The organism is Achromobacter spanius, assembly GCF_039673305.1.
GTDB classification, from domain to species: Bacteria; Pseudomonadota; Gammaproteobacteria; order Burkholderiales; family Burkholderiaceae_B; genus Achromobacter; species Achromobacter spanius_F.
Map to the genome: position 1 here is coordinate 24,774 of NZ_JBDJLJ010000006.1, position 25,579 is coordinate 50,352.

At 65.7% G+C, this 25,579-nt stretch carries 32 protein-coding genes and 1 tRNA gene; 22 read left to right on the forward strand and 11 right to left on the reverse strand.

All coding sequences use genetic code 11. The features are described 5' to 3' along the window. Nucleotides 1-6: 6 nt before the first annotated feature. Nucleotides 7-1,017, reverse strand: coding sequence for an acyltransferase (locus ABE485_RS07930; protein WP_346514752.1), 1,011 nt, complete (start codon nt 1,015-1,017; stop codon nt 7-9). 239 nt (nt 1,018-1,256) lie between these two features. After that, nucleotides 1,257-2,225: a Bug family tripartite tricarboxylate transporter substrate binding protein gene (locus ABE485_RS07935; protein WP_346514753.1), complete on the reverse strand. Its 969-nt coding sequence runs from the start codon at nt 2,223-2,225 to the stop codon at nt 1,257-1,259. A gap of 171 nt (nt 2,226-2,396) precedes the next feature. On the opposite strand from ABE485_RS07935, the gene ABE485_RS07940 reads away from it, so the two are divergent. From ABE485_RS07940 to ABE485_RS07995, 12 genes are all read left to right on the forward strand, one after another. Next, on the forward strand, nt 2,397-3,251 hold the full coding sequence (locus tag ABE485_RS07940) for an IclR family transcriptional regulator (RefSeq protein WP_346514754.1): 855 nt from the start codon (nt 2,397-2,399) through the stop codon (nt 3,249-3,251). Between the two features lie 83 nt (nt 3,252-3,334). After that, entirely contained in the window at nt 3,335-3,601 is a 267-nt protein-coding gene (locus ABE485_RS07945) for an exodeoxyribonuclease VII small subunit (RefSeq protein ID WP_183016194.1), read from the forward strand. Between the two features lie 7 nt (nt 3,602-3,608). Continuing rightward, entirely contained in the window at nt 3,609-4,520 is a 912-nt protein-coding gene (locus ABE485_RS07950) for a polyprenyl synthetase family protein (protein WP_346514755.1), read from the forward strand. Between the two features lie 52 nt (nt 4,521-4,572). Next, nucleotides 4,573-6,435: a 1-deoxy-D-xylulose-5-phosphate synthase gene (gene dxs / locus ABE485_RS07955; RefSeq protein WP_346514756.1), complete on the forward strand. Its 1,863-nt coding sequence runs from the start codon at nt 4,573-4,575 to the stop codon at nt 6,433-6,435. Nucleotides 6,436-6,621: 186 nt separating this feature from the next. Further along, complete coding sequence (folE2, locus tag ABE485_RS07960; protein ID WP_346514757.1) at nt 6,622-7,419, forward strand: GTP cyclohydrolase FolE2; 798 nt, start codon at nt 6,622-6,624, stop codon at nt 7,417-7,419. A gap of 7 nt (nt 7,420-7,426) precedes the next feature. Then, a complete protein-coding gene (locus ABE485_RS07965; protein ID WP_346514758.1) occupies nt 7,427-8,350 on the forward strand; it encodes a DUF817 domain-containing protein in 924 nt (307 codons plus the stop codon). Between the two features lie 184 nt (nt 8,351-8,534). Then, nucleotides 8,535-8,909 (forward strand): 30S ribosomal protein S6, encoded by a 375-nt coding sequence (gene rpsF, locus ABE485_RS07970; RefSeq protein WP_008164226.1) that lies wholly within the window; start codon nt 8,535-8,537, stop codon nt 8,907-8,909. A gap of 51 nt (nt 8,910-8,960) precedes the next feature. Next, nucleotides 8,961-9,284: a primosomal replication protein N gene (gene priB, locus ABE485_RS07975; RefSeq protein WP_346514759.1), complete on the forward strand. Its 324-nt coding sequence runs from the start codon at nt 8,961-8,963 to the stop codon at nt 9,282-9,284. Between the two features lie 120 nt (nt 9,285-9,404). Then, complete coding sequence (gene rpsR / locus ABE485_RS07980; protein ID WP_006218308.1) at nt 9,405-9,677, forward strand: 30S ribosomal protein S18; 273 nt, start codon at nt 9,405-9,407, stop codon at nt 9,675-9,677. Between the two features lie 14 nt (nt 9,678-9,691). After that, entirely contained in the window at nt 9,692-10,147 is a 456-nt protein-coding gene (gene rplI / locus ABE485_RS07985; protein WP_346514760.1) for a 50S ribosomal protein L9, read from the forward strand. A gap of 110 nt (nt 10,148-10,257) precedes the next feature. Next, the gene (locus ABE485_RS07990) at nt 10,258-11,097 is read left to right on the forward strand and encodes a hypothetical protein (protein WP_346514761.1); all 840 of its coding nucleotides are present in this window, start codon (nt 10,258-10,260) and stop codon (nt 11,095-11,097) included. After that, nucleotides 11,094-12,476, forward strand: a complete 1,383-nt coding sequence (locus tag ABE485_RS07995; protein ID WP_346514762.1) for a replicative DNA helicase — start codon at nt 11,094-11,096, stop codon at nt 12,474-12,476. Before ABE485_RS07990 ends, ABE485_RS07995 begins: the two co-directional genes overlap by 4 nt. Before the next feature lie 62 nt (nt 12,477-12,538). Here the strand turns inward: ABE485_RS07995 and ABE485_RS08000 are convergent, their stop codons facing one another. From ABE485_RS08000 to ABE485_RS08020, 5 genes are all read right to left on the reverse strand, one after another. Next, complete coding sequence (locus ABE485_RS08000) at nt 12,539-13,516, reverse strand: bile acid:sodium symporter family protein (RefSeq protein ID WP_346514763.1); 978 nt, start codon at nt 13,514-13,516, stop codon at nt 12,539-12,541. A 142-nt stretch (nt 13,517-13,658) separates the two neighbouring features. Continuing rightward, nucleotides 13,659-14,639 carry a 4-hydroxythreonine-4-phosphate dehydrogenase PdxA gene (gene pdxA, locus ABE485_RS08005; RefSeq protein WP_346514764.1) on the reverse strand — a complete coding sequence of 327 codons (981 nt, stop codon included), beginning with the start codon at nt 14,637-14,639 and terminating at the stop codon, nt 13,659-13,661. 67 nt (nt 14,640-14,706) lie between these two features. Beyond that, nucleotides 14,707-15,015, reverse strand: coding sequence for a hypothetical protein (locus ABE485_RS08010; RefSeq protein ID WP_346514765.1), 309 nt, complete (start codon nt 15,013-15,015; stop codon nt 14,707-14,709). A gap of 71 nt (nt 15,016-15,086) precedes the next feature. Continuing rightward, the gene (locus tag ABE485_RS08015) at nt 15,087-15,545 is read right to left on the reverse strand and encodes an Lrp/AsnC family transcriptional regulator (protein WP_346514766.1); all 459 of its coding nucleotides are present in this window, start codon (nt 15,543-15,545) and stop codon (nt 15,087-15,089) included. A 79-nt stretch (nt 15,546-15,624) separates the two neighbouring features. Further along, a complete protein-coding gene (locus tag ABE485_RS08020) occupies nt 15,625-16,230 on the reverse strand; it encodes a hypothetical protein (protein ID WP_346514767.1) in 606 nt (201 codons plus the stop codon). A 246-nt stretch (nt 16,231-16,476) separates the two neighbouring features. On the opposite strand from ABE485_RS08020, the gene ABE485_RS08025 reads away from it, so the two are divergent. Together ABE485_RS08025 and ABE485_RS08030 are read left to right on the forward strand one after the other, a co-directional pair. Further along, nucleotides 16,477-16,722, forward strand: a complete 246-nt coding sequence (locus ABE485_RS08025; RefSeq protein WP_008164250.1) for a hypothetical protein — start codon at nt 16,477-16,479, stop codon at nt 16,720-16,722. Nucleotides 16,723-16,945: 223 nt separating this feature from the next. Next, nucleotides 16,946-17,179, forward strand: a complete 234-nt coding sequence (locus ABE485_RS08030) for a hypothetical protein (RefSeq protein ID WP_346514768.1) — start codon at nt 16,946-16,948, stop codon at nt 17,177-17,179. 12 nt (nt 17,180-17,191) lie between these two features. Here the strand turns inward: ABE485_RS08030 and ABE485_RS08035 are convergent, their stop codons facing one another. Together ABE485_RS08035 and ABE485_RS08040 are read right to left on the reverse strand one after the other, a co-directional pair. Beyond that, on the reverse strand, nt 17,192-17,755 hold the full coding sequence (locus tag ABE485_RS08035) for a DedA family protein (RefSeq protein WP_346514769.1): 564 nt from the start codon (nt 17,753-17,755) through the stop codon (nt 17,192-17,194). Further along, a complete protein-coding gene (locus ABE485_RS08040) occupies nt 17,752-19,191 on the reverse strand; it encodes a PLP-dependent aminotransferase family protein (protein ID WP_346514770.1) in 1,440 nt (479 codons plus the stop codon). Before ABE485_RS08040 ends, ABE485_RS08035 begins: the two co-directional genes overlap by 4 nt. Nucleotides 19,192-19,360: 169 nt before the next feature. Here ABE485_RS08040 and ABE485_RS08045 point away from each other — a divergent pair, with 169 nt between their 5' ends. The 4 genes from ABE485_RS08045 to ABE485_RS08060 all read left to right on the forward strand — a co-directional run bounded on the left by ABE485_RS08045 (nt 19,361) and on the right by ABE485_RS08060 (nt 21,923). After that, complete coding sequence (locus ABE485_RS08045) at nt 19,361-19,741, forward strand: hypothetical protein (protein WP_346514771.1); 381 nt, start codon at nt 19,361-19,363, stop codon at nt 19,739-19,741. A 20-nt stretch (nt 19,742-19,761) separates the two neighbouring features. Beyond that, nucleotides 19,762-19,838, forward strand: a tRNA-Met gene (locus ABE485_RS08050). Between the two features lie 225 nt (nt 19,839-20,063). After that, nucleotides 20,064-20,408, forward strand: a complete 345-nt coding sequence (locus ABE485_RS08055) for a hypothetical protein (RefSeq protein ID WP_346514772.1) — start codon at nt 20,064-20,066, stop codon at nt 20,406-20,408. Between the two features lie 276 nt (nt 20,409-20,684). Beyond that, nucleotides 20,685-21,923, forward strand: a complete 1,239-nt coding sequence (locus ABE485_RS08060; protein ID WP_346514773.1) for a TIGR03862 family flavoprotein — start codon at nt 20,685-20,687, stop codon at nt 21,921-21,923. A 7-nt stretch (nt 21,924-21,930) separates the two neighbouring features. On the opposite strand, the gene ABE485_RS08065 is transcribed toward ABE485_RS08060, so the two are convergent. Beyond that, nucleotides 21,931-22,335 carry a hypothetical protein gene (locus ABE485_RS08065; RefSeq protein WP_346514774.1) on the reverse strand — a complete coding sequence of 135 codons (405 nt, stop codon included), beginning with the start codon at nt 22,333-22,335 and terminating at the stop codon, nt 21,931-21,933. Nucleotides 22,336-22,402: 67 nt separating this feature from the next. Beyond that, a complete protein-coding gene (locus ABE485_RS08070) occupies nt 22,403-22,762 on the reverse strand; it encodes a hypothetical protein (RefSeq protein ID WP_346514775.1) in 360 nt (119 codons plus the stop codon). Nucleotides 22,763-23,022: 260 nt separating this feature from the next. Between ABE485_RS08070 and ABE485_RS08075 the strand changes: the two genes are divergently transcribed. From ABE485_RS08075 to ABE485_RS08090, 4 genes are all read left to right on the forward strand, one after another. Next, complete coding sequence (locus ABE485_RS08075) at nt 23,023-23,157, forward strand: entericidin A/B family lipoprotein (RefSeq protein ID WP_171663296.1); 135 nt, start codon at nt 23,023-23,025, stop codon at nt 23,155-23,157. A gap of 128 nt (nt 23,158-23,285) precedes the next feature. Continuing rightward, a complete protein-coding gene (locus ABE485_RS08080) occupies nt 23,286-23,714 on the forward strand; it encodes a BPTD_2524 family lipoprotein (protein WP_346514776.1) in 429 nt (142 codons plus the stop codon). 3 nt (nt 23,715-23,717) lie between these two features. After that, on the forward strand, nt 23,718-24,131 hold the full coding sequence (locus tag ABE485_RS08085; protein WP_346514777.1) for a hypothetical protein: 414 nt from the start codon (nt 23,718-23,720) through the stop codon (nt 24,129-24,131). Nucleotides 24,132-24,225: 94 nt separating this feature from the next. Further along, the gene (locus tag ABE485_RS08090; RefSeq protein WP_346514778.1) at nt 24,226-25,518 is read left to right on the forward strand and encodes an aspartate carbamoyltransferase; all 1,293 of its coding nucleotides are present in this window, start codon (nt 24,226-24,228) and stop codon (nt 25,516-25,518) included. The last annotated feature ends 61 nt before the right edge of the window (nt 25,519-25,579 follow it).

The following is a 25,579-nucleotide window of genomic DNA, read 5'->3' on the forward strand; positions in this document are numbered from 1 at the left end:
GGTCTTTCAGACGAGCCTGCGCGTGGCCGGATGGCGCCTGAGCAGCCAGCTGCTGGCGGCCGACAGGACGAATACCGCGGCGGTCAGCAGCGGCACCGCCCAGGCGTCGCGCTGCCCGCCGGACAACGCGCCGGCACGGCGCGCCACGTCCAGGAACACGGGATGGATGAGATAGACGCCAAAGGTCAGCGGCGCCAGCGAGGCCAGCCGGGGCAGGCGGGGCGAAGCAACGATCCACTGGAACGCGGCCAGCGACATGAACGGCACCGTCAGGCTGAAGTAATCGTAGAAGTAGGTGTCGAGCGCGTGCCCGTTGGACATCACGCTGACGCCCAGCGCGGTGAAGCCCACGCTGGCCGCCAGGACCAGCCCGGGGCGCGGAATGCGCATCTCCCCGTCAAAGATCAGGCGGCCCGCGACGAAGTAGCCCAGATAGGGGAGGAACCAGGTCAGGAAGAAGCCGTGGGGCGCGCCGAGCGCGCGGCGGTACAGCGCGTCCAGGATCGCCACGCCAAGGATGCCGACCACCCACAGCGAACGTGCCCGGGGTGTGCTGCGCGCATACAGCAGGCGGACCAGGGGGGCGAACAGGTACAGGCCCACGATCATGTACAGGTACCACAGGTGGTAGTAGGGCTCGCCCTGCGCGACCTTGCGAGGCCAGAAGGAAAAGTCGATGCGGCCGTCATCCCACCAGTCCAGGCCGGTGCGCCAGGCCAGGTAAAAGAGGGTCCAGAACAGCAGCGGCGCGCAGATCCTGGCCATGCGCCGGCTGTAGAAGCGCTGGGCGTCCTGCGGTTTGTCGGGGTCCAGCAGCAGTGCGCCGCTGACCATGACGAAGACGGGTACGCACCAGCGGGCCGCGGAGTCATACAGGTTGGCGGCGAGCCAGGCGCCGCCGCCATAGGCGGCCGGATCGCTGACGATGAGCGCGGCGCTGTGCAGCAGCACCACGGCCACCGCGGCCAGCCAGCGGGCTGAATCCAGGCTGGCGTATCGGTCTTCGGTGTAGGTCATCGGGCTCCCGCTGGGTGGTTACTTTTTCACCTTAGCAGCGGGGAGGTCCCGATTTCTGTATCCAGGGGTTAGGCCGAAAGTAAAAAACCGACAGGGCCCGTCAGGCGCTGTCGGTGGAAAAGGCCGGGTCCCGCCAGGCCGGGCCGCAATAGGATTGCGACCCGGCGGATCGTGGCCCAGCCGATCGCGGGCCGGCAGTCCGCGAACGATTTGTCACGAAACCGCAGGGCGCGGGCCGCTTACTGCAGGACGATGTTGGCCTGCTTGATGAGCTGCGACACGATCGGCTGCTCGGTCTTGATCTGCTTGTCCAGTTCGGCCGCCGTGCCCGAACGCGGATCGATGCCCATGTCCAGCATGCGCTTTTTCACGGCTTCGTCCTGCAGGGTTTCGGTCAGCGCCGCCTGCAGCCGCTCCAGCACGGGAGCCGGCGTGCCCTTGGGCGCCACGAAGCTGAACCAGGCGGTCATGTCGAAGGCGGGATAGCCCTGTTCGGCCAACGTGCCCAGCTTGGGCTGCGTCGCCAGGCGCGTCGGGCTGGTGATGGCGAACACCTTGACCTTGCCGGCGTCGGCCTGCGGCATGCCGGTGGCGACCATGTCGAAGAACAGGTCCACGTCGCCGCTGATCAGGGCGGGCAGGGCCTGCGTGGCGCCCTTGAAGGGCACGTGCAGGATGTCGATGCCCGCGCGTTCCTTGAACAGTTCGCCGGCCAGGTGCGACGAGGTGCCGGGGCCGAACGTGGCGAAGGTCAGCTTGCCCGGATTCTGCTTGGCATACGCCACGACGTCCTGGGTGCTGTTGAACGGCCGCTTGGGGCTGGACAGCAGGACCAGCGGGCCCACGCCCACCATGCCGATGCGCGCGAAACCGTCCGGATCGTAAGGCAGTTCCTTATACAGGTAGCGGTTGGTGACCAGCGTCGAGTTCGTGGCCATCAGGATCGTGTAGCCATCCGGCGCTTCGCGCGACACGAACGCGGCGCCGATGGACGTGCCCGCGCCGGCCTTGTTCTCGACGATCATGGGCTGGCCCAGGTTCTTGGCCATGCGCTCGGCCAGGACGCGCGTCAGCACGTCCGTGGCGCCGCCCGCCGGGAAGGGCGAGATCACCTTGATGGGCCGGGCCGGAAAAGTGTCCGCCTGGGCGCTCAGCGCGGCGGCGCTGAGCATCATGGTGGCGAGCAGTTTGAAGCTGGTGCGAATCATGTTTTCCCCTTGAAATCGCATGGTCGAGAGTGGATCGCCGGGCCTGGCTTGGCAGGGTCGCGGAGGGTATCGCCGCGGCGTCTTGCCAGGTCTCCTTGGATGATATAAATTCCGTTATATGGAATTTAGTTTTGTCATTCGAAATAAACTATAAAAACGAAGCGTATAGAAATGCAATCTTTTTCTGACGCCAGGCGCATGGCGCACGCCCCCTCCAAGCCCGACGAAAAGCTCGAACTGAGCCTGCCCGCGCGCCGCAAGCGGGCCGCGGGCGCGGGCGAAGGCGCCAATTCGCCGGACTTCATCACGGCGCTGGCGCGCGGCCTGGACGTGCTGCGGTGTTTCCGGCATGGCGTCGCGGCGCTGGGCAACCTGGACCTCGCGCGCCTGACCGGCCTGCCCAAGCCCACCATCAGCCGGATCACCTACACGCTGACCGAACTGGGCTACCTGCGCTATCACCCGGACACCGGCAAGTACTCGCCCGGCTATGGCGTCCTGGCGCTGGGCTTCGGCCTGCTGGCCGGGCTCGAGGTGCGCGAACTGGCCAAGGCCTCGATGACCGACCTGGCGCGCGATACGGGGGGCGCGGTCGCGCTGGGCGCCTTCGACGGCGACGCCATGACCTACGTCGAAGCCATTCATGGCTCCTCCGCCCTGTATTTGCGATTGCCCGTGGGCTACCGCGCCAGCCTGGACAGCGCCATGGGCCGGGCCTACCTGGCCAGCCTGCCCGAGCCGGGGTGCGACGGCATCCTGGCGCGACTGGGCCAGGCGGCCCCGGCGGCGGCCGCTATCGCGCGCGCCCGCGCGGAACTGGCGACAGCGGGATGCTGCTTCGCGATCGGCGAATGGCAGTCGGGCATCAATGCCGTGGCCGTGCCGTTCACGTCCATCACGGGCGAAGGCGTTTTCGTCATGAGCTGCGGCGGTCCCGCCAGCCTGCTGGAAGAGCCGCACCTGCGCGCCCGCGTGGCCCCGGCGCTGCTGGCGGCCGTCGCGGGCCTGGCCGGCACGGCCGCCTGACGCGCGTGACGCGTCCGGGGCGGGCCTGGCTATCTCGTACAATTCACGGATTGATCCACCCCTAGCGCCCCCCGGAGGCCCGTTTGGCCAAACCCACACAAGCTGATCCGCAGAACGACGATCGTCCCTTGCCCCAGGATTTCGAGACGGCCCTGGCCGAACTGGAATCGCTGGTTGCGGCCATGGAAGACGGTTCGCTGCCGCTCGAGCAGTCGCTGGCCGCCTACCGGCGCGGCGTGGCGCTCACGCGGGTCTGCCAGGACCGCCTGGCGCAGGCCGAACAGCAGGTCAAGGTCCTGGAGGGCGACCTGCTGCGGCCGCTGGACCCCGCGGCGCTGGATGACGAATAAGAATCCGATGAAGCAAATTCAACTCGCTTTTCCCGAGTGGCTGCAGGGCCGTGCGCGACACATCGAAGACGTGCTCGATGACCTGCTTCCGCCGGCGGACGCGCTGCCCACCCGTTTGCACGAAGCCATGCGGTACGCCGTGCTTGGCGGCGGCAAGCGCGTACGCGCGGCCCTGGTCTATGCCGCGGGGCAGGCCTGCCCCGTCAGCGGCAGCGTGCTGGCCATCGAGGCCTCCCTCGACCGTGCCGCCGCCGCCGTCGAGCTGATCCACGCCTATTCGCTCATCCATGACGATCTGCCCTGCATGGATGACGACACGCTGCGTCGCGGCCGTCCCACCACGCATGTCCAGTTCGACGAAGCCACCGCCATGCTGGCCGGCGATGCGCTGCAGCCCCTGGCGTTCGAATTGCTGGCCTCCATGCCGATCGCTCCCGCGCTGATCGTCCAGGCCACCCAGTCGCTGGCGCGCGCCGCCGGCAGCCAGGGCATGGCGGGCGGACAGGCCATCGATCTGTTCAGCGTCGGCCGGTCGCTCTCGCGCGACGAACTGCAGATGATGCACGGCATGAAAACGGGCGCCATGCTGGCGTGCAGCGTGGCGTTGGGCGGCATTGTCGCGGGCGCCAGCTCGGCATCGCGCCAGGCGCTGGATGCCTATGCGCAGGCCATGGGGCTGGCTTTCCAGGTCGTCGACGACATCCTCGACGTCACCGCCGATACCGCCAGCCTGGGCAAGACGCCGGGCAAGGACGCCGCCGAGAACAAGCCCACGTACGTATCTCTGCTGGGGCTTTCGGACGCCCGGGCCTTTGCCGCCGAATTGCGCGAAGCCGCCCTGGACGCCCTGGCGCCGCTGGGCGATGCGGGGGCGCGCCTTGCCCAACTGGCCGACTTCATCGTTCTTCGAGACCGCTGATCCGAGACAAGCCTGGCCACACACGGGCCGGGCCAACGAACCACATAAAAGCATGACGACAGATTTACTGGACCGCATTCAATCGCCGGCAGACCTCAAGCGCCTGGATCGTCGCGAACTGAAAAAGCTTGCCGACGAACTGCGCGGCTTCGTTCTGGAGTCCGTCTCCAAGACGGGCGGACACCTGTCGTCCAACCTGGGCACCGTCGAGCTCACGCTGGCGCTGCACCAGGTGTTCGACACGCCCCATGACCGCATCGTCTGGGATGTCGGCCACCAGTCCTATCCGCACAAGATCCTGACGGGCCGCCGCGCCGGCATGGCCAAGCTGCGCCAGCAGGGCGGAATTTCGGGCTTTCCCAAGCGCAGCGAATCCGAGTACGACGCATTCGGCACGGCGCATTCGTCCACGTCGATCTCGGCGGCGCTGGGCATGGCGGTGGCCTCGCGCAACGCCGGCGTGCAGCGCCAGCACATCGCCGTGATCGGCGACGGCGCCATGTCCGCCGGGATGGCTTTCGAGGCCATGAACAATGCGGGCGTCACGCCCAACATCAACCTGCTGGTGATCCTGAACGACAACGACATGTCGATCTCGCCGCCGGTCGGAGCCCTGAACCGCTACCTGGCCCGCCTGATGTCGGGGCGCTTCTACGCCGCGGCCAAGAACGTGGGCCGCGCGGTGCTGCAGCACGTGCCGCCGGTGCTCGAACTGGCGCGCCGCTTCGAAGAGCACGCCAAGGGCATGGTCACGCCGGCCACCCTGTTCGAGGAGTTCGGCTTCAATTACGTCGGCCCCATCGACGGCCACGACCTCGACGCGCTGGTTCCCACGCTGCAGAACCTGAAGGCCCTGGAAGGCCTGCAGTTCCTGCATGTGGTCACGCGCAAGGGCCAGGGCTACAAGCTGGCCGAGGCCGATCCGGTGCTGTACCACGGTCCGGGCAAGTTCGACCCCGCCGTCGGCATCCAGCAGTCCAAGGCGCCGGGCAAGCGCACGTTCACGCAGGTGTTCGGCAAATGGCTGTGCGACACGGCGCAGCAGGACAAGCGCCTGGTCGCCGTCACGCCCGCCATGCGCGAGGGCAGCGGGCTGGTGGAATTCGAACAGCGCTTTCCGCAGCGCTACTTCGATGTGGGCATCGCCGAGCAGCACGCCGTCACGTTTGCCGCCGGCGTGGCTTGCGAGGGCCAGAAGCCGGTCGTCGCCATCTATTCCACGTTCATGCAGCGCGGCTACGATCAGTTCATCCATGACGTCGCCCTGCAGAACCTGGACGTCACGTTCGCGCTGGACCGCGCCGGCATCGTCGGCGCGGATGGCGCCACGCATGCGGGCAACTATGACATCGCTTTCCTGCGCTGCGTGCCGAACATGGTGGTCGCCACCCCGTCCGACGAAAACGAAACGCGCCTGCTGCTGTCGACCTGTTATCAGTATCCGGGCCCCGCGTCGGTGCGCTATCCCCGCGGCGCGGGCTGCGGCGCGCCGGAGTCCGATGGCCTCGAGGTCGCGGAACTGGGCAAGGGCGTAATCCGCCGCGAAGGCAAGAAGATCGCCATCCTGGGTTTCGGCACGCTGGTGCAGGCCGCGCTGGCCGCCGCCGGGAAGCTGGATGCCACCGTTGCGGACATGCGCTTCGTCAAGCCGATCGACCGGGCGCTGATCCTGGACCTGGCAAGCCGGCACGACGCGCTCGTCACGCTGGAAGACGCCTGCATCATGGGCGGCGCGGGCAGCGCGGTGCTGGAAGCGCTGAGCGCGGCCGGCGTGCAGATTCCCGTGCTGCAGCTGGGCCTGCCGGACGAATTCATCGACCACGGCGAGCAATCGGCCCTGCTGGCGGGCCTGGGCCTGGATGCCGCCGGCATCGAGCAATCCATCCGCGCCCGCTACGCCAGCCTGCTGGACTGAACCCGGCATGTGGACGAAGGCGAATGGCTTTCGTCCACAGGGATGAAACACACTGTTCCACCCCTGCCGACGTACGATTCGAAGGGGTTTCCCTGGCGATCGCCGGCGTATGCGCGATAATGGCCCCCTCTCAAGATTACTAGGCCCGCGCTTTTCGCGATCGACCGCCTAGACAGGTAAGCCGACATGAATTCTCCGATCGACCCCGCCATCGTGATGCCCGACGTCCAGAGTTCGACGGACACGCGGCACATCCCGATCCAGCGCGTCGGCATCCGTGGCGTGCGCCACCCGATGCTGATCGAAAGCGGCGACGGCTCGCCCCAAGGCACCGTGGCCAACTGGACGCTGACCGTCGCCCTGCCGCCCGAGGAAAAGGGCACCCACATGTCCCGCTTCGTGGCCCTGCTGGAAAAGTACCGCAGCACGCCCATGACGCCGGCGCTGTTCCGTGCCATGGCGGCCGACATGCTGCCCTTGCTGCACGCCGAACGCGGCGATATCACCGCGGTGTTCCCGTACTTCATCAACAAGTCCGCCCCGATCTCCGGTGTGCAAAGCCTGCTGGACTACGAAGTCCAATGGATCGCCCGCGCCCAGGCCGACAGCGTCGAATTCGAACTGGTCGTGCAGGTGCCCGTCACCAGCCTGTGCCCGTGTTCCAAGGCCATTTCCGAGTACGGCGCGCATAACCAGCGTTCGCATGTCACGGTTTCGGCCATCCTCAGCGACGACATCGGCATGGACGGCGTCATCCGCCTCATCGAAGAAGAGGGCTCCTGCGAGCTGTGGGGCCTGCTCAAGCGTCCCGACGAGAAGTACGTCACCGAGCGCGCCTACGACAACCCCAAGTTCGTCGAGGACCTGGTGCGCGACGTGGCGGCCCGCCTGAATGCGCACCCCGGCATCGCGCGTTACCGCGTGGAAGCCGAGAACTTCGAATCCATCCATAACCACTCGGCCTACGCCGTCGTGGAAGGCTGAGCCTTTCGTGCGCCACCCGGCGGCCAGCGACTGGCCGCTCATCGCGCGGTTGCAAGATTGGGAATCGCAGCTGGCCGGCAACCTGGCCGGCCGCGGCCGTCTTGGCGTCGCGCTGTACGAATTCTTCCGTTTCGGGGTGAAGCAGGCCTGGGCCTGCCTTTTCGGCGGCCTGATGTGCGCGCTCCTGCTGGGCACGCATTGGTGGTATCCCAAGGACGCCACGCTGGCGCGCTATGACTTCCTGACGCTGGCTGCCCTGGGCATCCAGGCTGCGCTGCTCGCGTTGCGCATGGAAACCTGGAGCGAGGCCCGGGTGATCCTGATGTTCCATGTGGTGGGCACCTGCATGGAAATCTTCAAGACCGCCGCCGGCTCGTGGATCTATCCCGAGGCCAGCGTGTTGCGGATCGGCGGGGTGCCCTTGTTCACCGGCTTCATGTACGCGGCGGTCGGCAGCTACCTGGCCCGGGTCTGGCGTCTGTTCGATTTCCGTTTCCGCTCCCATCCGCCGCTGGCCGCGACGGCGGCCCTGTCCGTGCTGATCTACGTGAACTTCTTCGCGCACCATTTCGTGATGGATTTCCGGTGGGTTCTGTTTGCGCTCACGGGCGTGCTGTTCGCACGCACGTGGGTGTATTTCCGCATCTGGCGGGATTACCGCCGCATGCCGCTGCTGCTGGGTTTCGTGCTGGTGGCGCTGTTCATCTGGCTTGCCGAGAACATCGGCACCTTCGCCAACGCCTGGCGCTATCCGAACCAGGCGCAGGTCTGGCAACTCGTGTCCCTTGCCAAGCTCGGATCCTGGTTCCTCCTCATGATCATCAGCTACGTGATGGTCAGCGCCGTCAGCCGCCCTCGGCCCATCGAGGCGTCGGATCTGCACGCAGGGGACGGCCACAGGCCGCTCAGCAACGCGTCCCTTATTTCTTGATAACGCGCGGCTTGCGTGAGACTGCCCAATCGGCGATAATCGAGGGCTTTCTTGCTCGACCGCCCATGGTTTTTGGGTAGCGGGCTGCCCCTTGCGGCGATCGTCGAAGTTGTCATACCACCCATGATGGAAAGCGCGGGTGCAAGACGGTCGGCCAGCAAGACATCCTCAAGGAGTTTTACCCATGCGTCACTACGAAGTAGTGTTTATCGTTCACCCCGACCAAAGCGAGCAAGTGCCCGCCATGGTCGAGCGTTACCAAGCGCTGGTCACGGGCCAAGGCGGCTCGATCCATCGCCTGGAAGACTGGGGCCGCCGTCAACTGGCCTACCCGATCCAGAAGCTCGTCAAGGCTCACTACGTCTGCCTGAACATCGAGTGCGGCCAAGCCACGCTGGATGAACTGGAACACTCGTTCCGCTACAACGACGCCGTCCTGCGCCACCTGGTCATCAAGACCAAGAAGGCCCAGACCACTCCCTCGATCATGATGAAGTCGGTCGAGCGCGAAGAAGCCCGCAAGGCTTCGGCGGAAGCTGTCGCGGCTCAGCCCGAGTAAGACGGGCTCACGCAGAGCTCATCCCATGAAGTCCCATCGGTGCCTGGCAGGATGAACAAGCTGGAACTCAGCGCCCGCGTTCTCGAATGCGAGCCTTTGCGCCACACTCCCGCCGGATTGCCAGCCCTGGAAATGGTGCTGGCGCACGAATCGGAAGTCATCGAAGCCGGCCACCCGCGCCGCGTCGAACTGACAATCGCCGCCGTGGCACTGGGAGATCTGGCGTTGCTGTTGAGAAACACCGCGTTAGGGTCCGAATTGCTGGTGCAGGGGTTTCTGGCTCCCGCCCGCAAGGACTCGGTGAAGATCAAGCTGCATCTGCAGCAGGCACGCAAGATCGGCGGAAGCGCTGGAAGCGATCCGCAGGTGGCTTGAAGGGAATGAGTCCATAGGTGCGAGAGCGCCTTCTGAATACGGATAGGTTATGGGGAGTTGGACCCGGTTTTTGAAAAACCCCGGGTAGGACCAGCCCCCTCAAACATAGAGGCACATATCATGGCTTTCTTCGGAAAACGCAAAGAAAAACGCAAATTCACGCAGCAGAACCCGCTCTTCAAGCGTCGCAAGTTCTGCCGCTTCACCGCAGCCGGCGTCGAAGAGATCGACTACAAGGATCTGGACACCCTGCGCGACTTCGTGCAAGAAAACGGCAAGATCATCCCGGCTCGCCTGACCGGCACCAAGGCAATCTACCAGCGCCAGCTGGACACCGCCATCAAGCGCGCGCGCTTCCTGGCCCTGTTGCCTTACACCGATAACCACAACTAATCCGGGGCACTGAAATGCAAGTTATTCTGCTCGAAAAAGTCGTCAACCTGGGCAACCTGGGTGAAGTCGTTCGCGTGCGTGATGGCTACGCCCGCAACTTCCTGATTCCCCAGAAGAAGGCCCGTCGCGCTACCGACGCCGCCCTGAAGGAATTCGAAGCCCGCCGCGCCGAACTGGAAAAGGTCCAGGCCGAGAAGCTGGCCGCTGCCCAAGCCCTGGGCGATCGCATGAACGGCTTCCAGCTGAAGATCAGCCAGAAGGCTGGCATCGACGGCCGCCTGTTCGGTTCGGTCACCAACGCCGACATCGCCGAAGGTCTGAAGAAGGCTTCCTTCGAAGCCGTCGAAAAGGCCCAGGTGCGTCTGCCCAACGGCCAACTGAAGGCCGTCGGTGAATACCCGGTCCAGGTCGCCCTGCACGCTGACGTCGTGGTCGACATCACGGTCCTGGTCGAAGGCGAACTGTCCTAATCCGGCACTCGCGGTAAAAAGAAGCCGGCCCGCGCGCCGGCTTTTTTTCTTTGCGCCCGCGTCCATCGTCGCGGCAGCCCAAGCTCCCTGTTGTCAATCCCGAGGACCCCTTGACTCATCCGCCTGTCCACCACAACGCGCCGCCGGGCCTGCGAGCCTGGCTCGACAGCGTGGATGCCGCACGCGAGCCTTCAGTGCGGGATGTGACGATAGACGGCGTGCGCTGCATCATCAAGCGGCGCAAGCCTGGCATCTTGCGGGGCGTGAGCTATGTGCTGCGCTACGTGCGCGCCCTGTTCCTCGGCGTGGGATGCAAGGTTTTCCTGGGCGAGTTTCCGCGGCCGGGCGTGCTTCTACGAAACGGACTGGCGCACGAAGGGCAGCGCTTGACGCAACTGCTGCGGGCCGGCTGCAGGGTGCCCGAGGTATGGTGGCAGGAGCAGGGATTGCTCGTGCTGGAATATGTCGGCGACGACCTGGCCGATCTCATTCGCAACGAAGACTCCACGTCGCGCCTGTGGCTGACGCGCGCGGCGGCGGCGGATCTGGCGGCCTTCCATGGCCGGGGCATGTGGCATGGCGGTGCGCAGATCCGCAATCTGACGCTGCAGGACGGCGAGATCTGGCGGATCGATTTCGAAGAGAACATCGGCGCGACGCTCTCCAGGCCGCTTGCCCAGGCCTACGATCTGTTCCAGATGCTTGCCTCGCTGGTGTCGTTACGTAAATTGGACGACGTCGATGCCCGGACGCTGGGTAAACTGGCCCTCGAGGTCTACCTCGAGAAAAACCCCGACCCCCAGGTGAAAGCGCGCCTGACGCGCCTGGGGCGTGTGCTCAGCGCCATTGCCACGCCCCTGCGCCCCATCCTGAGCCGTTTTCCCTCGCGCGATGTCCAGGGATTCTGCCGCGTCGCGGATATCCTGCAGCCGTTACTATTGAAGTCATGAATACACCTGCCGATTCCCAGCTCGAATACCTGCGCGTTCCCCCCCATTCCATCGAGGCGGAGCAGTCGGTTCTGGGCGGCCTGCTGCTGGACAATACCGCGTGGGACCGCATCGCGGACGTGCTGCTGGAAGAAGATTTCTATCGGCACGACCACCGCTTGATCTGGCACCACATTGCGCGCCTGATCGGGCTTGCGCGTCCGGCCGACGTCATCACCGTCCACGAGTCGCTCGTCAGCGCCGGCAAGGCAGAGGACTCCGGCGGACTGGCCTATCTGAACGCGCTGGCGCACAACACGCCGTCGGCGGCCAACATCCGGCGCTATGGCGAGATCGTGCGCGAGCGCGCCATGCTGCGCAAGCTGGTGTCCATTGCCGACGAAATCTCCTCGGCGGCCATGAACCCGCAGGGCAAGGAGGCCCGCCAACTGCTGGACGAGGCCGAATCCAAGGTGTTCAAGATCGCTCAGGAAGGGGCGCGCGGCGCCGCGGGCTTCCAGGAGATCCAGCCGCTCTTGACCCAGGTGGTCGAACGCATCGACGAGCTGTACCACCGCGAAAGCACGTCCGACGTGACCGGGGTGCCCACGGGCTTCACCGACCTCGACAAGATGACGTCCGGCATGCAGGGCGGCGACCTGATCATCGTGGCTGGCCGTCCGTCCATGGGCAAGACCTCGTTCTCCATGAACATCGGCGAACACGTGGCCATCGAAGAAGGGCTGCCGGTGGCGGTGTTCTCCATGGAAATGGGCGCGGTGCAGCTGGCGATGCGTATGCTGGGTTCGGTCGGCCTGCTGGACCAGCACCGCATGCGGACCGGCAAGCTCATCGCCGAAGATTGGCCCCGCGTGACCCACGCGGTCCAGCTGATGCAGGACGCCCAGGTCTACATCGACGAATCGCCCGCGCTCAGCCCGATGGAAGTGCGGGCCCGAGCGCGCCGCCTGGCGCGCCAGTGCGGCCAGCTGGGCCTGATCATCATCGACTACCTGCAGCTCATGTCGGGCAATGGCACCGGCGAAAACCGCGCTACCGAAGTGTCGGAAATCAGCCGCTCGCTCAAGGGCCTGGCCAAGGAGCTGAACTGCCCCCTGATCGCGTTGTCGCAGCTGAACCGGAGCCTGGAGCAGCGGCCCAACAAGCGTCCCGTGATGAGCGACCTGCGCGAATCGGGTGCTATCGAACAGGACGCCGACGTGATCCTGTTCATTTATCGCGACGAGGTCTACAACCCCGATTCGCCGGACAAGGGCACGGCCGAAATCATCATCGGCAAGCAGCGTAACGGCCCGATCGGAACCGTGCGCCTGACCTTCCAGGGGTCCAGCACGCGCTTCCTGAACTTCTCGGGCGCGCAGCCGCGGGACATGTACTGATCACGCTTGTACGAAAAAAAAACCGCGCTTCACACGAGCGCGGTTTTTTTTGCCCAAGCGCGTCAGTGCGCCGTTTCGGGCCGCTTGCCGTAGCGCGCGGCAAGGACGCCGCAGACCATCAGCTGGATCTGGTGGAACAGCATCAGCGGCAGCACCACGGCCCCCACGGCGTGGCCGGCGAACAGCACCTGGGCCATCGGAATGCCGCTGGCCAGGCTCTTCTTCGAGCCGCAGAAGAGCAGGGTGATGCGGTCTTCGATATTGAAGCCGAACACCCTGCCGGCCAGCGCCGACAGGCCGAGCGCCAGCGCCAGGATCACCGCGCAGCAGACCACCAGGCCGACCAGCGCGGGAATCGGGGTGCTGCTCCACAGGCCTTCATTGATGGCTTCCGAGAACGCGGTGTAGACCACCAGCAGGATCGATCCCTGGTCGACGAACTTCAGCATGGCCTTGCGCTTGTGCACCCAGGCGCCGATCCAGCGGCGGGCGAACTGGCCCAGCACGAAGGGCAGGAGCAGCTGCAGCATGATCTTGCCGACGGCGTCGAACGAGATCGGCGCGCTGCCGGCATTGGCCACGACGGTGCCGACCAGCAGCGGCGTCAGGAAAATGCCGAGCAGGCTGGACGCGGACGCGCTGCATACGGCCGCGGGGACGTTGCCGCGCGCCATGGACGTGAAGGCGATGGCCGACTGCACCGTGGCCGGCAGGCAGCACAGGAACAGGATGCCCAGGTAGAGCTCGGGCGTGACCAGGGGCTCCAGCACGGGCTTGAGCGCCAAGCCCAGCAGCGGGAACATCAGGAACGTGGCGGAGAAGATCGTCAGGTGCAGCTTCCAGTGCGTCAGGCCGGCGATGATGGCCTCGCGGGACAGGCGCGCCCCATGCAGGAAAAACAGCAGGCCGACGGCGATGTTGGTGATCCAGCCGAATACGACGACGCCTTGCCCATGCGCGGGCAGGATGCTGGCGATGATGACGGTGCAGATCAGATAAAGGGTGAAGCGGTCTGGCAGGAGGCGGACAAGGCGGGACATGAGGGCAGGAAGGGAAGACAGAAAGCGGCGGCGCGGCGTGCGCGCCGGAAACGGGGCGTATTGTAGACCTGGGGGCGCGGCGGCCGGCCGCCGGCAGGCGCCAGTGTCCGCGCGCTGAGGCGGTCGGACGGCCTTTGCGGGGTCAGGGCGTCATCGCCAGCGCCAGATCGAAGGCCGCCACCAGCGATGCGTGGTCGGCCAGGCCCTTGCCGGCGATGTCGAACGCGGTGCCGTGGTCGACGCTGGTGCGCACGAAAGGCAGGCCCACGGTGACGTTGACGCCATGATCCAGGCCCAGGTACTTCACGGGAATCAGGCCCTGGTCGTGGTATTGGGCCACAACGATGTCGAATTCCCCGCGCCGCGCCCGCATGAAGACCGTGTCGCCGGGCCACGGGCCGCTGGCGTCGATGCCTTCGGCGCGCGCGGTGGCGATGGCGGGTTCGATGATGTCGATGTCTTCGCGGCCGAACTTGCCGCCTTCGCCCGCATGCGGGTTCAGTCCGGCGACGGCGACGCGCGGGCGCGCGATGCCCATCTGGCGGCAGGCGCGATCCGCCAGCCGCATGGCGGCCAGTTCGGACTCGGGGGTAATGCGGGCGATGACGTCCGCCAGCGCCACGTGGATGGTCACGAGCAGCACGCGCAGCTCGTCGTTGGCCAGCATCATCGCAAAGTCCTGCGTGCCGGACCGTTCGGCCAGGATTTCGGTGTGGCCCGGAAAATCGATCCCGGCCTCATGCATGGACTTCTTGTTCAGCGGGGCCGTGACGATGGCGCGGATGCGGCCGGCCAGCGCATCGTCGATCGCGGCGCAGACGTAGTCGTAGGCGCCGCGGCCCGCCAGGGCGCTGACCTGCCCCAGGGGCAGGGCGTCCGGCAGGGCGGGGCTGCAGGCGATGACATCGATCCGGCCCGGACCTGGGCGGGCCTGGCCGATGTGCCCGATCTCGCCGATTTCCAGGCGGGCGCCCAGCTGCGCGGCAGCGCGGCGCAGCGCGCCCGCGTCGCCGTACACCACACAGGGCGCATTCAAGCCTTGCGCGTAAGCCTTGACGACGATCTCGGGGCCGATGCCGGCGGCATCGCCCATGGTGATACCCACGGGCAGAGTAGTGTTCACGATGCGTGCAATGGGGAGGGGATGCGGACAATGCTACACCCGATCCCGGGCGCAGCCTGCGCCGGCCTTACTTGGCCGTGTTCTTGGGCGGCTCGACGACGCCGCATTCAAAGGTGACCGTGGCGCGCTTGGATCCCAGCCCCGTCGCATGGTTGGACGTGATCTTGGGCTTTTGCAGTTTGCGGCCGATGGACTGGCAGTACTGATCGGCGCGCTGCAGGGCCTGATTCTTGATTTCGACCCAGCTCAGGAGCTGCGTGCCGGAACTGTAGGTGACCGTGTAGGTGTCCTTGTCGACGGACGTGACTTCGCTCATGCTGGAACACGCGGTCAGCAGGGTGAGCAAGGCGGCGGCGGGGGCAAGGCGTGCAAGCATGAAAAGTCCAGGATGGGCGACAGGCCCCATTACACCATCTTGTCGCGCAAGCGGGAAAGGCGGGGCTGCGTTCAAGGGGCGCCCACGGCGCTACGGCGATCCACCTTGCGGCTGAGCACGATGGACGTCTGCGTCTGCTTGACGCCGTCGATCAGGCCGATGCGGTCCAGCAGCTCGTCGAGCTGTTCATGGGTCTCGCAGCGCAGGAAGATCAGGTAGTCATAGGGGCCGCTGACCGACGACACTTCCTCGACCTCGGGCATCTTTTCCAGCTCGCGAATGACCGCCGCTGGCGTCTTGGGCAGCACGCTGATGAAGCAGTATGCGCGCACCGCCGCCTCTTCCAGCAAGCGTCCCAGGCGCACCCCGTAGCCGGCCACGATGTTCTCGCGCTCGAGCCGCGCGATGCGGGCCACCACCGTGGTGCGAGCCAATCCGAGCTTGCGGGCGAGGATCGCCGCGGGTTCGCGCGCATTGGCCTGCAGCAGGCTGAGCAGTTGCCGGTCGATGGCGTCGAGTCGTTCGTTCATGCGGTGGGCGATGGCGTTGGGCCGGAAGGCGAAGTGCCGACGGTACAGGGGCCGGCCTAACGGCGTCAATGCGCGGCCGCTAGCCGTCGGATTCAGGCGGAATGCCGCCGTGATAGATGCGTCCGTCGAACTCGAAGCGCGTGATGGTTTTGTGGGCGGCATCGAAGATGCGGTCGCGGCTGGCATCGTCCAGGCCGTCATGGTCCGCGAAGCTGAAACGGCACAGGTCGATGTCGCTGTCGTAGAACGCGCTGTGCACGAAGCGGCTGACGTCGGCCTCGTGGGCGAAATGCGCGAATTCGCGCAGTTGTTCCATTTCATGGAAAGAACCGTTGCGGCTGACCAGCAGCATGCCGAACTTGCGCTCTTCGTCGGCCATCGGTTCCGGCGGCATTGGCGCGCCGGCGGCCTGGGGATCCTTGCAGTCGAAGCGCGCGCCGACTTCGTGCATGGCCGCCAGCACGCGTTGCCATTCCTGCTCATCCAGCGTCAGGCGGGCCATCATGTAGAACAGCCGTTGCCGGCCCAGCGAGCGCGGCTCGGGGCCGCCCACATAGCTGGACCACGGCGTCGCCGCATCCAGTCCCGCAAGCTCGGCCATTTTCGCGTCGCTGTATCCCAGCCTGTCCTGCAGCCGTTGCATGGACTGGGCGTCCGGGGGGGCATAGTTCTGGATCGTTTTCATGAACGCGCTCCGGTTGCGCCGCCAGCCCGAAGCGGATGCCGGCGGCGTGCGCCGCGGTGCCCTTGCGGCTACGCTTCATGCTAGCGCGGCCCTTGGCGCTTGCCTAGCGGACGTCCCGCGCCGGAGATGGCCCGCCCCGGGATGGCCCGCCCCGGGATGGCCCGCCCCGGGATGGCCCGCCCCGGGATGGCCCATCCCGGCCATGCTAGGATTTGCGCCGAATTTCATCGCCAGGAGGCAACCATCATGGATACCCAGGAACAAATCGCCGTCATCGTGCATACCATTTCGCATCAGGGCGGCCGTATCGACGCGCTCAATTCCACGCTGGTGTCGATGCTGCACCTGGTAAAGGGTTCGCCCGGCCTGCGCGAAGCCATCGAGGCCCAGCTGGAGCAGAACTATTCCAGCCTGCTGGCCCGCTCCGAGAATCCGCAATACGTGGCTGGCTTCGAAAGCGTGCGCGACATGATCGTGGCCGCCTTGAAGTGACCTGCGGGGCCGGAGTTACCCACAACTTCTGTGGACAAGCCTTGGGATAGTGCGGGCATAGATGCGTAAATGCCTTTAATTACAACGGCTTGCCGGCAGCGATCAAAGGCGGCTCCCTGAGCGTGGGCGCGTGTGGGTTTCCCGGGCCGGCACATGGCGGTCAAGCCGGGTAATATGCGGCCCCATGCGGAATCAGTATTCATTGGAATGCCGGAGCGGAGCAATGACGGCTCGAGTTTCGGAAGCGGCAAAGCTGGCGGCCTTCGACCCCGGCAAACTCTCCCCCGAGGCGCGGGAGAGCTGGGAGCGCATGGGGCATGGCTTCAAGGCCTGGCACGATTTCGACCAGCGGCACCCGATCCTGCGCCGCCTCGCGCGGCTGCCGATCATCGGAAGCCTGTACCGTAACGCGCGGCGCCGCCACGTGCTGCGCGCCAGCGGCAAGCTGGTGTTCTGAGCGGGGGCCGGGCTATCCGCGGCGGCGCACGCTCAGCCGATAGGCCAGCCAGATGAGCACGCCCAGGGCTGCCGCCACCGCCAGTTTGGTCTCGACCCCGTGCAGGCGTCCAAGCAGGGCTTCGATCGTGTGCCCGAAGATATAGCCCAGCAGGCTGAAGCAGGCCGCCCAGATTGCCGCGGCAATGGCGTTCAGCGCCAGGAACCGCAGCGGGGACACCCGCGACACGCCCAACGCAACCGGCCCGACCGTGCGCAAGCCATACAGGAACCGCAAGGCCAGGATGAAGCCGTTCGGATAGCGGTCAATGGCGGCCAGGGCCCTGTCGAACGCGGGCTTCTCGCGAATGCGCCGCACGTACCGGTGGTCGCGGTAGCGGCGGCCCAGATAGAACAGCAACTGGTCGGCCAGGAACGATCCGGCGAATGCGCACAGCATGACGTACGGCAGGTGAAACAGCCCCTGGTGCGCCAGGAAGCCGGCAAAGACCACCACGCTTTCGCCTTCAAGGAATGTTCCGCCCAGCACGGCCCATAACCCGTAATCGGCGATGAACTGATGCAGTTCCGGATTCATCCTGTCCTTTCATCCACGATGCGGGCCAGGGTCAGCAGGGCGCGCGAGATGTCGGGGGAGATTCGTTGTCCGCAGCTGATGCGCAGGAAGTGGTTGTAGCGGGCGCCATTCGAGAACATGGCGCCGGGCGCGACCCGTATTCCCTGCCGCAGCGCGGCTTCGAAAACGTCCGTGCCCGAGACCTCCTGCGGCATTTCCACCCACAGCAGCATCCCGCCTTGCGGCACGCTCAGGCGCGTGCCTCGCGGAAAGTGTGCGGCGATGGCTTCGGCCGTCAGGTCGCGCTGCCGTTTCAATTCCCGGCGCAGCCGCGACAGGTGCCGGTCGTAGGCGCGCGCTCCCATGAACTCGGCCACGGCGATCTGGGCCAGCGGTTCGTTTGGGCGGCTCTGCGCGAACTTCAGCATGGCGATGCGCGCCTTCCAGCGGCCGCCCAGCAGCCACCCCAGCCGCATGCCCGGCGCCAGCGTCTTGTGCATCGACGAGCAATAGATCACGTTGCCGGTCGCGTCCCAGGATTTGGCGGCGGCCAGTGGCGTATCGTCGTCGGTCAGGGCGCCATAGGTGTCGTCTTCGATCAGCGGCACCTGCTGGCGCTCGCACAGGGCCACGAGCCGCGCCTTGTCCGTGTCCGGCATCACGCATCCCAGGGGGTTCTGGAAATTGGGCACGACGACCACCGCGCGGATGTTGCCGTGTGTCTGGAAGGCCAGGTCCAGCGCCTCGATCGACAGGCCATGCTGCGGGCTGGTGGGGATTTCCAGCGCGCGCATGCCCAGGCTTTCCAGGATCTGCAGCAGGCCGAAATAGGCGGGCGACTCCACGGCGATGGTGTCGCCCGGCCGCGCGACGGCGCGCAACGCCAGGTTCAAGGCCTCGATGCAGCCATGCGTGACGATGACGTCGTCGGGTGTGGCGTTGATGCCGTTGGCCAGCGCCCGCCGCGCCAGCACGGTGCGCAGGTCCGGGTGCCCTTGCGGCGGCACCGGGCTGACCAGCAACTCGGGCGATTGCCGCAGGGCGCGCGTCATGGCCTGCTTGAGCTCTTCCATGGGATAGGCTTGCGGCACGGCCGCCGCCAGCGCGAAGTTGGCGCTGACCGGATGGGCTTCGCACTTTGCGATGAAGTCCGACACGCGGTCATGGATGCCCACGTACTGGGCCGTGCCCAGGGTCTGGCGGATATCGGGCTCGCTGACGGGCGGAATGCTGTTGCGCCGGGGTTTCAGGACAAAATAGCCGGAGCGCGGCCGGGCTTCGATCAGGCCATCGTCTTCCAGCTGGCGGCAGGCTTGCAGCGCGGTCGACAGGCTGACGTGATGGGTGCGCACCAGCGTGCGCACGGATGGCATGCGCTGGGCGGGCGCAAGCACCCCGGTCTGGATGGCGCGCCGGTAGTGGTTGGCCAGGCGTAGGTACAGCGGCTGAGGGTCCATGCGCCGATCTTGCTCCCCGGGGTTGGTGTAAGGGTAGGCACAGATTCACGCAAAGTACACCATAACAGCGCTGAAATCGAGCCTCTGCATCGGTACAGAAAGGCAATTTGTGTGGCTGTTGCGCAGAGCAGGGCGCGCGTAGCCTGTCGTTGTCCCACAGGAGATGACCATGCCCCCCCGACTCGCCCCCGACCCTTCCCGATCCCGCGTGCAGCTTGCTGCTGGTTCCAGCCGGTTATTCGCCTTGCGCGCGGGCGCCGCCGTCGTCTGCACCGAGGGCAGCGTGCGCATCGAGGAGTCCGCCAATGGCTGGGAAGCCGCAGGCGGACTGCATCGCGTGGTTTCAGTCAGGGTCAATGCCGGCGAGGTCCATGGCCTGGCTTACGGAGGCGCCGTTCGCGTGACGGCGCTTGGCGCCGCCCAGGTGATATGCCTGGATCCGGAGGGGTGGGCGCGCCCGGCGATGTGCCGCGCAGCAGCTTTTTTTCAAAGAATTTTCCCGAAAAGCAGAAACAATTCCCTCGGTGCGCTGCACAAGATTTCAAAATGATGTATGATTCACACATCAGACGCGGGGTGGAGCAGTCTGGCAGCTCGTCGGGCTCATAACCCGAAGGTCGTAGGTTCAAATCCTGCCCCCGCAACCAGTTTCAAGCAGTCCAGGATCCGCCGTCGGCGCGTTTAAATCGCCTTCCGCAGGGTCCCGTCCAAGAAAGCCGCGATCATGTCGCGGCTTTTTTTCGTCCTGCCGTTGCGCTCGGTCATGGCATCGCTCTTGTCCGGAGTTTCCCGGGTGTCCTCGTCCGCACAGGGCCGCAGCCCTGCGCTACCATGGCTCACGCGCGCTAGGTTGCCGCACACGAGGAGGGTCCATGGGAACAGCAAAGTACGATCATCCGGGCTATGTTGCCGACACGGGGGCTGAGGGCAAGTACCACGTGGGCATCTGGTGCCCCCATGGTTATCCTGCCCACATCCACATCGGCCGTCCGGCCGAACGCGGCGACCCCCAGGCGTTGCTGCGCCTTCGGATACCGGACGGCGTGTTCCAGTCCCTGCCTGACGATCCCGAAACCCTGTGCCGCCGTGCCCTGGGTCAGGCGCTGGGCGCCGGATTGCTGCGTTCGGTCTCGGTCGACGGTGAATTCCAGGAGCTGCGCTTCGAACTCGATGCGGAGCCGTGGTCGGGGCCGATGCAGGCGGCCGGTAACGCCTGAGCCCCGCTCGCGCAGAGTTACCCACAAGGATTGTGGACAAGCCTTGGGATAGCTGCTGCGTATTTGGGATTTTTGTAGCAAGAACAAGGGCTTGGCGCCTGCGGTCAACAATTGGCCGACGCCGGCCCTTTTTTTGTCGCCGCCGCCTGCCGTCGGGCCGGCGTGAGACAATCTCCCCGCCCTGGCACGCTGCCGTTTGTCCCTTCTTCCAGACCCTCTTTTCCGAATGCTCCCTGTCTTGTCCATCCTCCGTCCCGCCATGAAGGCGGTGGCGCCATGAGCCTGACCGCCCGACGCGTCGCTGTCATCGGAGGCGGGCCCGCCGGCCTGATGGCGGCGGAGGGGCTCAGCGCCAGGGGGCTGCAGGTAGACGTGTATGACGCCATGCCTTCGGTCGGCCGGAAATTCCTGATGGCGGGGCGGGGTGGTCTGAACCTGACGCACAGCGAGCCTGCGGCCCCCTTTCTGGCCCGGTACGGCGCGCGCTCCTCGCAGGTGGCGCCGTGGCTTGGGACGCTGGATGCGGCGGGCCTGCGGGCCTGGGCCGACGGTCTGGGCATCCCGACATTCGTGGGGTCGTCGGGCCGCGTGTTTCCCCAGGAAATGAAGGCTGCTCCGCTGCTGCGGGCGTGGCTGGCCAGATTGCGAGCCAGTGGGGTGCGCTTTCACATGCGCCACCGCTGGCTGGGCTGGCCCGAGGGCACGCAGCCATGCGCGGATGTGCTGCGCTTCGACACGCTGGATGGCGTGCTGACCCACGCGGCAGATGCTGTCGTGCTGGCGCTGGGAGGCGGTAGCTGGGCCAAGCTCGGTTCGGACGGGGCGTGGGCCGCGGGGCTCCAGGCGCATGGAATTCCGGTGGCGCCGCTGCGCCCGGCCAATTGCGGTTTTGACGTTGCCTGGTCCGACCATTTCCGGGAACGCTACGCAGGCCACCCCGTCAAGTCCGTGTCCATGCATTGCGGCGGCCCGGCCCGGCAGGGCGAGTTCGTCGTCTCGGCGACCGGCATCGAAGGCAGCCTGGTGTACGCCCTGTCCGCGCCGCTGCGTGACCAGATCGAGACCCAGGGAAGCGCCGTGGCCACGCTGGATCTGGCGCCCGACTGGCCGGCGGAGAAGGTCATGGCGGCGGTCACGCATCCTCGCGGCGCGCGCTCCATGTCCAGTCACCTGCAGAGCAGGTTGGGGCTGACCGGCGTCAAGGCGGGTTTGCTGCGGGAATGCGCCACTGCCGAAGACTTCCGCGATCCGGCCCGACTGGGGTTGCGTATCAAGGCACTGCCCCTGAGGTTGGAGCGGGCGCGCCCGATCGACGAGGCGATCAGCACGGCGGGCGGGGTGTCATTCGACGCGCTTACGGCCGGGCTGATGCTGAAATCGGCGCCGGGCGTGTTCTGCGTGGGAGAAATGCTGGATTGGGAGGCGCCTACGGGCGGCTACCTGTTGACGGCCTGCATGGCCAGCGGCGCATTCTGCGCCGCCGCTGTCGAGGACTTTTTGGACGTGCAGCCCTGAGGCGGTATCAGGAGCTCGGCGGATGGGGCGCCATGCCCGCAGGGGCGCGCGGGGCAAGGTCTCCGACCACGTGACCCACGACGGGGGCGCCGCCCTCGGGTTGCGTGATGATGCCGATGACACGGGTAATGGCGCTGGCCGGGATGGCCGTGCCATGGGCGGGATCCTGCACCAGTTGCCAGATGGTGGCGTTCGCGCCACCGACGTCTGCGTCAACAAGGTCCGAGGAATCCAGGCAGTTGCGCGCGAAAAACGACCAGTCCGAGGCGGTGCAGGGCAGGCCGTGCGCGGTGGCCAGCCGGGCCAAGGCCAGGGGCGCGTCCGCCTGGCTGGCGGCGTGCTGGGCGGCCGTGCCCAGCGAAACGTCCAGCGACAGCATACGGAGAAACTCCACAACGTTGTCCGTGTTCATTTTTGGTCTCCTGTGAGGGCTGTTCTGGTCGAATCGCCGACTATGCGGCAGGCCGGTCGGCGGCTGGTCAGCGAGGCCCCTGGCCCAGCATTGATACCAGCGATTGTTTCAGGCGCGGTGAAAAAATTGGCACCGTATGCGCGACGCCGCTGCGGTCGATACCCTCTTTGAGTTGGACAGACTGTCCAAGGAAAATATCCGGCGCGGCGCCGATTTCGGTGTAGCGCGCCAGTAATTCGTCCACTTGTTCCTGCGCATCCGCGAGCGTGCTGCTTTCGGCGAGCTTGCCTGCGGCGTGGGCCTGCAAAATCCGGTGCAAATCGTCGATGAACAGCGCCAAAGCGGCCTGCCCGCGACATTGCGGCTGTTCCCAGCCCCAGCCCTGTGGGCCGGCGCCAGTCCCTTGCGATGCTTGTTTCTTCGTCATGTGCGCATCCTAATCCATTGCCGGCAAATACGCGACAGCCTCGGATGCCCCGGAAATGTCACCGGCCCGTAAGGGTGGTGACGGTTTCTCTTCCGCGTTGTTACATGTCGTCCGGTTGTCACGGCTGCCCGTGCGGGACTTCCAGGTCCAGCCACAATCCGTCCCCGCCGCGGTTTTCCATCGGCCTGGCGGACGGTGCGCAAATCATGGCCTTTGAGGTATGCTGGCTTTCGATTCCCTTGCCCAGACAGGAGATGTTTATGAAGAACAGAGTCTTTCTCGTCATGTTGCTTTCGATTGCTGCGCTGTCGGCGGGCTGCAATACCGTCGCAGGGGCTGGAAAGGACATCCAGCGTGGTGGGGAAAAGATCGAGGGTGCCGCGGAAAAGAAGTAAGGCGTCGCAACCCGCTGTCGCCATGACGGCTCAAGGCCACGCGAGAAATGTTTCGGCATTTCGGACGTGGCCTTTTTGTTGCCGCTGGCATAATCGCGGAAGTTCGAATACCAATGGCGGTAAGAAACATGCGCAAGTCAGTTTGGGTGGGTGCAACGTTGGCGGTTCTGTTGGCCGGCTGCGCGAGCACGGGTGTCTACGAGGCGGAAGGGACCAGGAAGGAGACCTTCAGCGTCGATACGAACCACCAGGCGGCCTTCCGCAGGGCCGGTGAATACGTGCGAACCTGCCATGCGCTCGTCAAGCACGCCTACGGGGTGGCCTACGCATGGCGGCACACCCTGGGCGAGAAGGGCGCTCCCGATGAAATCCAGGTCTTCAAGGTGGGCGAGCCCGCCACGGTGCTGGAGCTGATTTCCGCTGAGCCGGACGGTCCCGCCAAATCGAAGGTCACCGTGACCGTGCTGGGAGAAGGGCGCTGGGATCAGGCCGAGATCGCTGCGGCGCGCCAATCCATCCAGAGCGCCACACCCGTGTGCCGCAGCAGCGGCGGCTGACAGATGGAACCCCGCTCCCAGCAGATACGCGCGGCAGGCCTGTCGTTCTCGCTGTTTGCGGGGGCGTTCCGTTTTCTCGGGTGGCTCAATGGCGCCGCGGCGTTGATCCTGGCCGGGTTTTCTTTGGGCATCGTGGGCGGCGACATTGCCGCGCCGGATCTTCAGATTCCGCTGGCGCTGTTCCTGGCGGGGCTGCTGTCGTCATGCCTGGGATTGTTGTTTGCGTATCTTGCGCAGGTCAGCCTGTTGCGTCAGGGCTACAACGGGCATCTGACCCGCGGGCACTGGCCGGCGCAATTGCTCGCAATGATCTGCTATCTGGCGAGCGCGCTGGCCTTTTGCGCCGCGTGCTGGCTTGCGGTGGGACAGGGTACGGCTGATGTCACCCAGGCAACGGTCTACGCTCAGCGAAATTAGGGGTAAACCCCTGTGCGCAAAACTGTTGGACTTGTGTAGGTGTTGGGAATAATATGCGCACTGCGTATATAAATCCTCTCTCTTGGGGCCCGTCATGAGCATCTCCCAGCAAGCCTTCCTGCGCGACGCCATGCGCCGCCTCAATCTCACCCGCGACGTGTTTGCCACCCGCATCGGCGTGAAGCGCCGGGCGCTCGACACGTGGCTGCTGCCCGAGGGGTCGCAGGAATTCCGCGCCATGCCGGAAGTGGTGCAGCGATTTGTCACTGAAATCGTGCAGAACGGGGTGCTGCTCGAAAAGTATACGCAGAGCGTACAAGATGGCCCCTTGCGAGATCGCATCGGGGTGGAAGGCAAGCCTCAACTGCTGTCCGTGGACCAATTCACGCGGGAGTCGGTCGAAGACCTGTTCCGTGTGGCCGACATGATGCAGCCCATCGCGCGCCGCCAGAAAGTGTCGCGCGTGCTCGAAGGCGCCGTGCTGGGCAACCTGTTCTTCGAAGCCAGCACCCGCACCCGTGTCAGCTTCGGTTCGGCGTTCTGCCGGCTGGGCGGCTCGGTGTGTGACACGACCGGGTTCACGTTCTCGTCGATGGCCAAGGGCGAATCCATCTACGACACCAGCCGCGTCATGAGCGGCTATGTGGACGCGATGGTGATCCGCCATCCGGACCAGGGCTCGGTGGCGGAATTCGCGCGCGCCACCAACATTCCGGTGGTCAACGGCGGCGACGGTCCGGGCGAACACCCCAGCCAGGCCTTGCTGGACCTGTACACGATCCTGACCGAGTTCTCGCGCCTGGGCAAACTGCTGGACGGCGCGCACATCGCGATGGTCGGCGACCTGAAGTACGGCCGCACCGTGCATTCGCTCATCAAGCTGATGGCGCTGTACAAGAACGTGAAGTTCTCGCTGGTGTCGCCCAAGGGCCTGGAAATGCCGACCTACATCGTCGAGCAGGCCAGCCGCAACGGCAACATCATCGAACAGAAGTCCTCGTTGGCCGAGGGCCTGGCCGGCGCCGACGTGATCTATGCGACGCGCGTGCAGAAAGAGCGTTTCGCCAACGAAGAAAACGAAGGCTATACGCCCGACTTCCAGATCAACCGCGCCATCATCGACGCCTACTGCAGCCCCGAGACGATCGTGATGCATCCGTTGCCGCGCGACAGCCGCCCCGGCGCGAATGACCTCAGCGTGGACCTGAACCACGATCCGCGCCTGGCCATCTTCCGCCAGACGGACAACGGCATTCCCATCCGCATGGCGATCTTCGCGGTGCTGCTGGGCGTCGAAGGCTTGGTGCAGCATTCGCTGCGCGACGTGACGTGGCAGCATCCTTCGCACATCGGTCCGGACGACTCCGTCTTCCACGGCCTGGAATAAGGGCAATGTCCCCTGGCAGCGCCGCGCTCGCGGCCTTGCCAGGGAGAATTCAAGCATAATC

Coding starts and splice junctions, on each gene's coding strand:
- ABE485_RS08015 (WP_346514766.1), bottom strand. CDS start 15,545: ATGAACGAACGACTCGACGCCATCGACCGGCAACTGCTCAGCCTGCTG.
- ABE485_RS07950 (WP_346514755.1), top strand. CDS start 3,609: ATGAAGCAAATTCAACTCGCTTTTCCCGAGTGGCTGCAGGGCCGTGCG.
- ABE485_RS08035 (WP_346514769.1), bottom strand. CDS start 17,755: ATGAATCCGGAACTGCATCAGTTCATCGCCGATTACGGGTTATGGGCC.
- ABE485_RS08080 (WP_346514776.1), top strand. CDS start 23,286: ATGCGCAAGTCAGTTTGGGTGGGTGCAACGTTGGCGGTTCTGTTGGCC.
- ABE485_RS08020 (WP_346514767.1), bottom strand. CDS start 16,230: ATGAAAACGATCCAGAACTATGCCCCCCCGGACGCCCAGTCCATGCAA.
- ABE485_RS08070 (WP_346514775.1), bottom strand. CDS start 22,762: ATGACGAAGAAACAAGCATCGCAAGGGACTGGCGCCGGCCCACAGGGC.
- ABE485_RS08040 (WP_346514770.1), bottom strand. CDS start 19,191: ATGGACCCTCAGCCGCTGTACCTACGCCTGGCCAACCACTACCGGCGC.
- ABE485_RS08090 (WP_346514778.1), top strand. CDS start 24,226: ATGAGCATCTCCCAGCAAGCCTTCCTGCGCGACGCCATGCGCCGCCTC.
- ABE485_RS08000 (WP_346514763.1), bottom strand. CDS start 13,516: ATGTCCCGCCTTGTCCGCCTCCTGCCAGACCGCTTCACCCTTTATCTG.
- ABE485_RS07995 (WP_346514762.1), top strand. CDS start 11,094: ATGAATACACCTGCCGATTCCCAGCTCGAATACCTGCGCGTTCCCCCC.
- ABE485_RS08060 (WP_346514773.1), top strand. CDS start 20,685: ATGAGCCTGACCGCCCGACGCGTCGCTGTCATCGGAGGCGGGCCCGCC.
- ABE485_RS08065 (WP_346514774.1), bottom strand. CDS start 22,335: ATGAACACGGACAACGTTGTGGAGTTTCTCCGTATGCTGTCGCTGGAC.
- ABE485_RS08010 (WP_346514765.1), bottom strand. CDS start 15,015: ATGCTTGCACGCCTTGCCCCCGCCGCCGCCTTGCTCACCCTGCTGACC.
- ABE485_RS08075 (WP_171663296.1), top strand. CDS start 23,023: ATGAAGAACAGAGTCTTTCTCGTCATGTTGCTTTCGATTGCTGCGCTG.
- ABE485_RS07935 (WP_346514753.1), bottom strand. CDS start 2,225: ATGATTCGCACCAGCTTCAAACTGCTCGCCACCATGATGCTCAGCGCC.
- ABE485_RS07940 (WP_346514754.1), top strand. CDS start 2,397: ATGCAATCTTTTTCTGACGCCAGGCGCATGGCGCACGCCCCCTCCAAG.
- ABE485_RS08030 (WP_346514768.1), top strand. CDS start 16,946: ATGACGGCTCGAGTTTCGGAAGCGGCAAAGCTGGCGGCCTTCGACCCC.
- dxs (WP_346514756.1), top strand. CDS start 4,573: ATGACGACAGATTTACTGGACCGCATTCAATCGCCGGCAGACCTCAAG.
- ABE485_RS07930 (WP_346514752.1), bottom strand. CDS start 1,017: ATGACCTACACCGAAGACCGATACGCCAGCCTGGATTCAGCCCGCTGG.
- ABE485_RS08055 (WP_346514772.1), top strand. CDS start 20,064: ATGGGAACAGCAAAGTACGATCATCCGGGCTATGTTGCCGACACGGGG.
- ABE485_RS08045 (WP_346514771.1), top strand. CDS start 19,361: ATGCCCCCCCGACTCGCCCCCGACCCTTCCCGATCCCGCGTGCAGCTT.
- ABE485_RS08085 (WP_346514777.1), top strand. CDS start 23,718: ATGGAACCCCGCTCCCAGCAGATACGCGCGGCAGGCCTGTCGTTCTCG.
- priB (WP_346514759.1), top strand. CDS start 8,961: ATGAACAAGCTGGAACTCAGCGCCCGCGTTCTCGAATGCGAGCCTTTG.
- rplI (WP_346514760.1), top strand. CDS start 9,692: ATGCAAGTTATTCTGCTCGAAAAAGTCGTCAACCTGGGCAACCTGGGT.
- rpsR (WP_006218308.1), top strand. CDS start 9,405: ATGGCTTTCTTCGGAAAACGCAAAGAAAAACGCAAATTCACGCAGCAG.
- ABE485_RS08025 (WP_008164250.1), top strand. CDS start 16,477: ATGGATACCCAGGAACAAATCGCCGTCATCGTGCATACCATTTCGCAT.
- rpsF (WP_008164226.1), top strand. CDS start 8,535: ATGCGTCACTACGAAGTAGTGTTTATCGTTCACCCCGACCAAAGCGAG.
- folE2 (WP_346514757.1), top strand. CDS start 6,622: ATGAATTCTCCGATCGACCCCGCCATCGTGATGCCCGACGTCCAGAGT.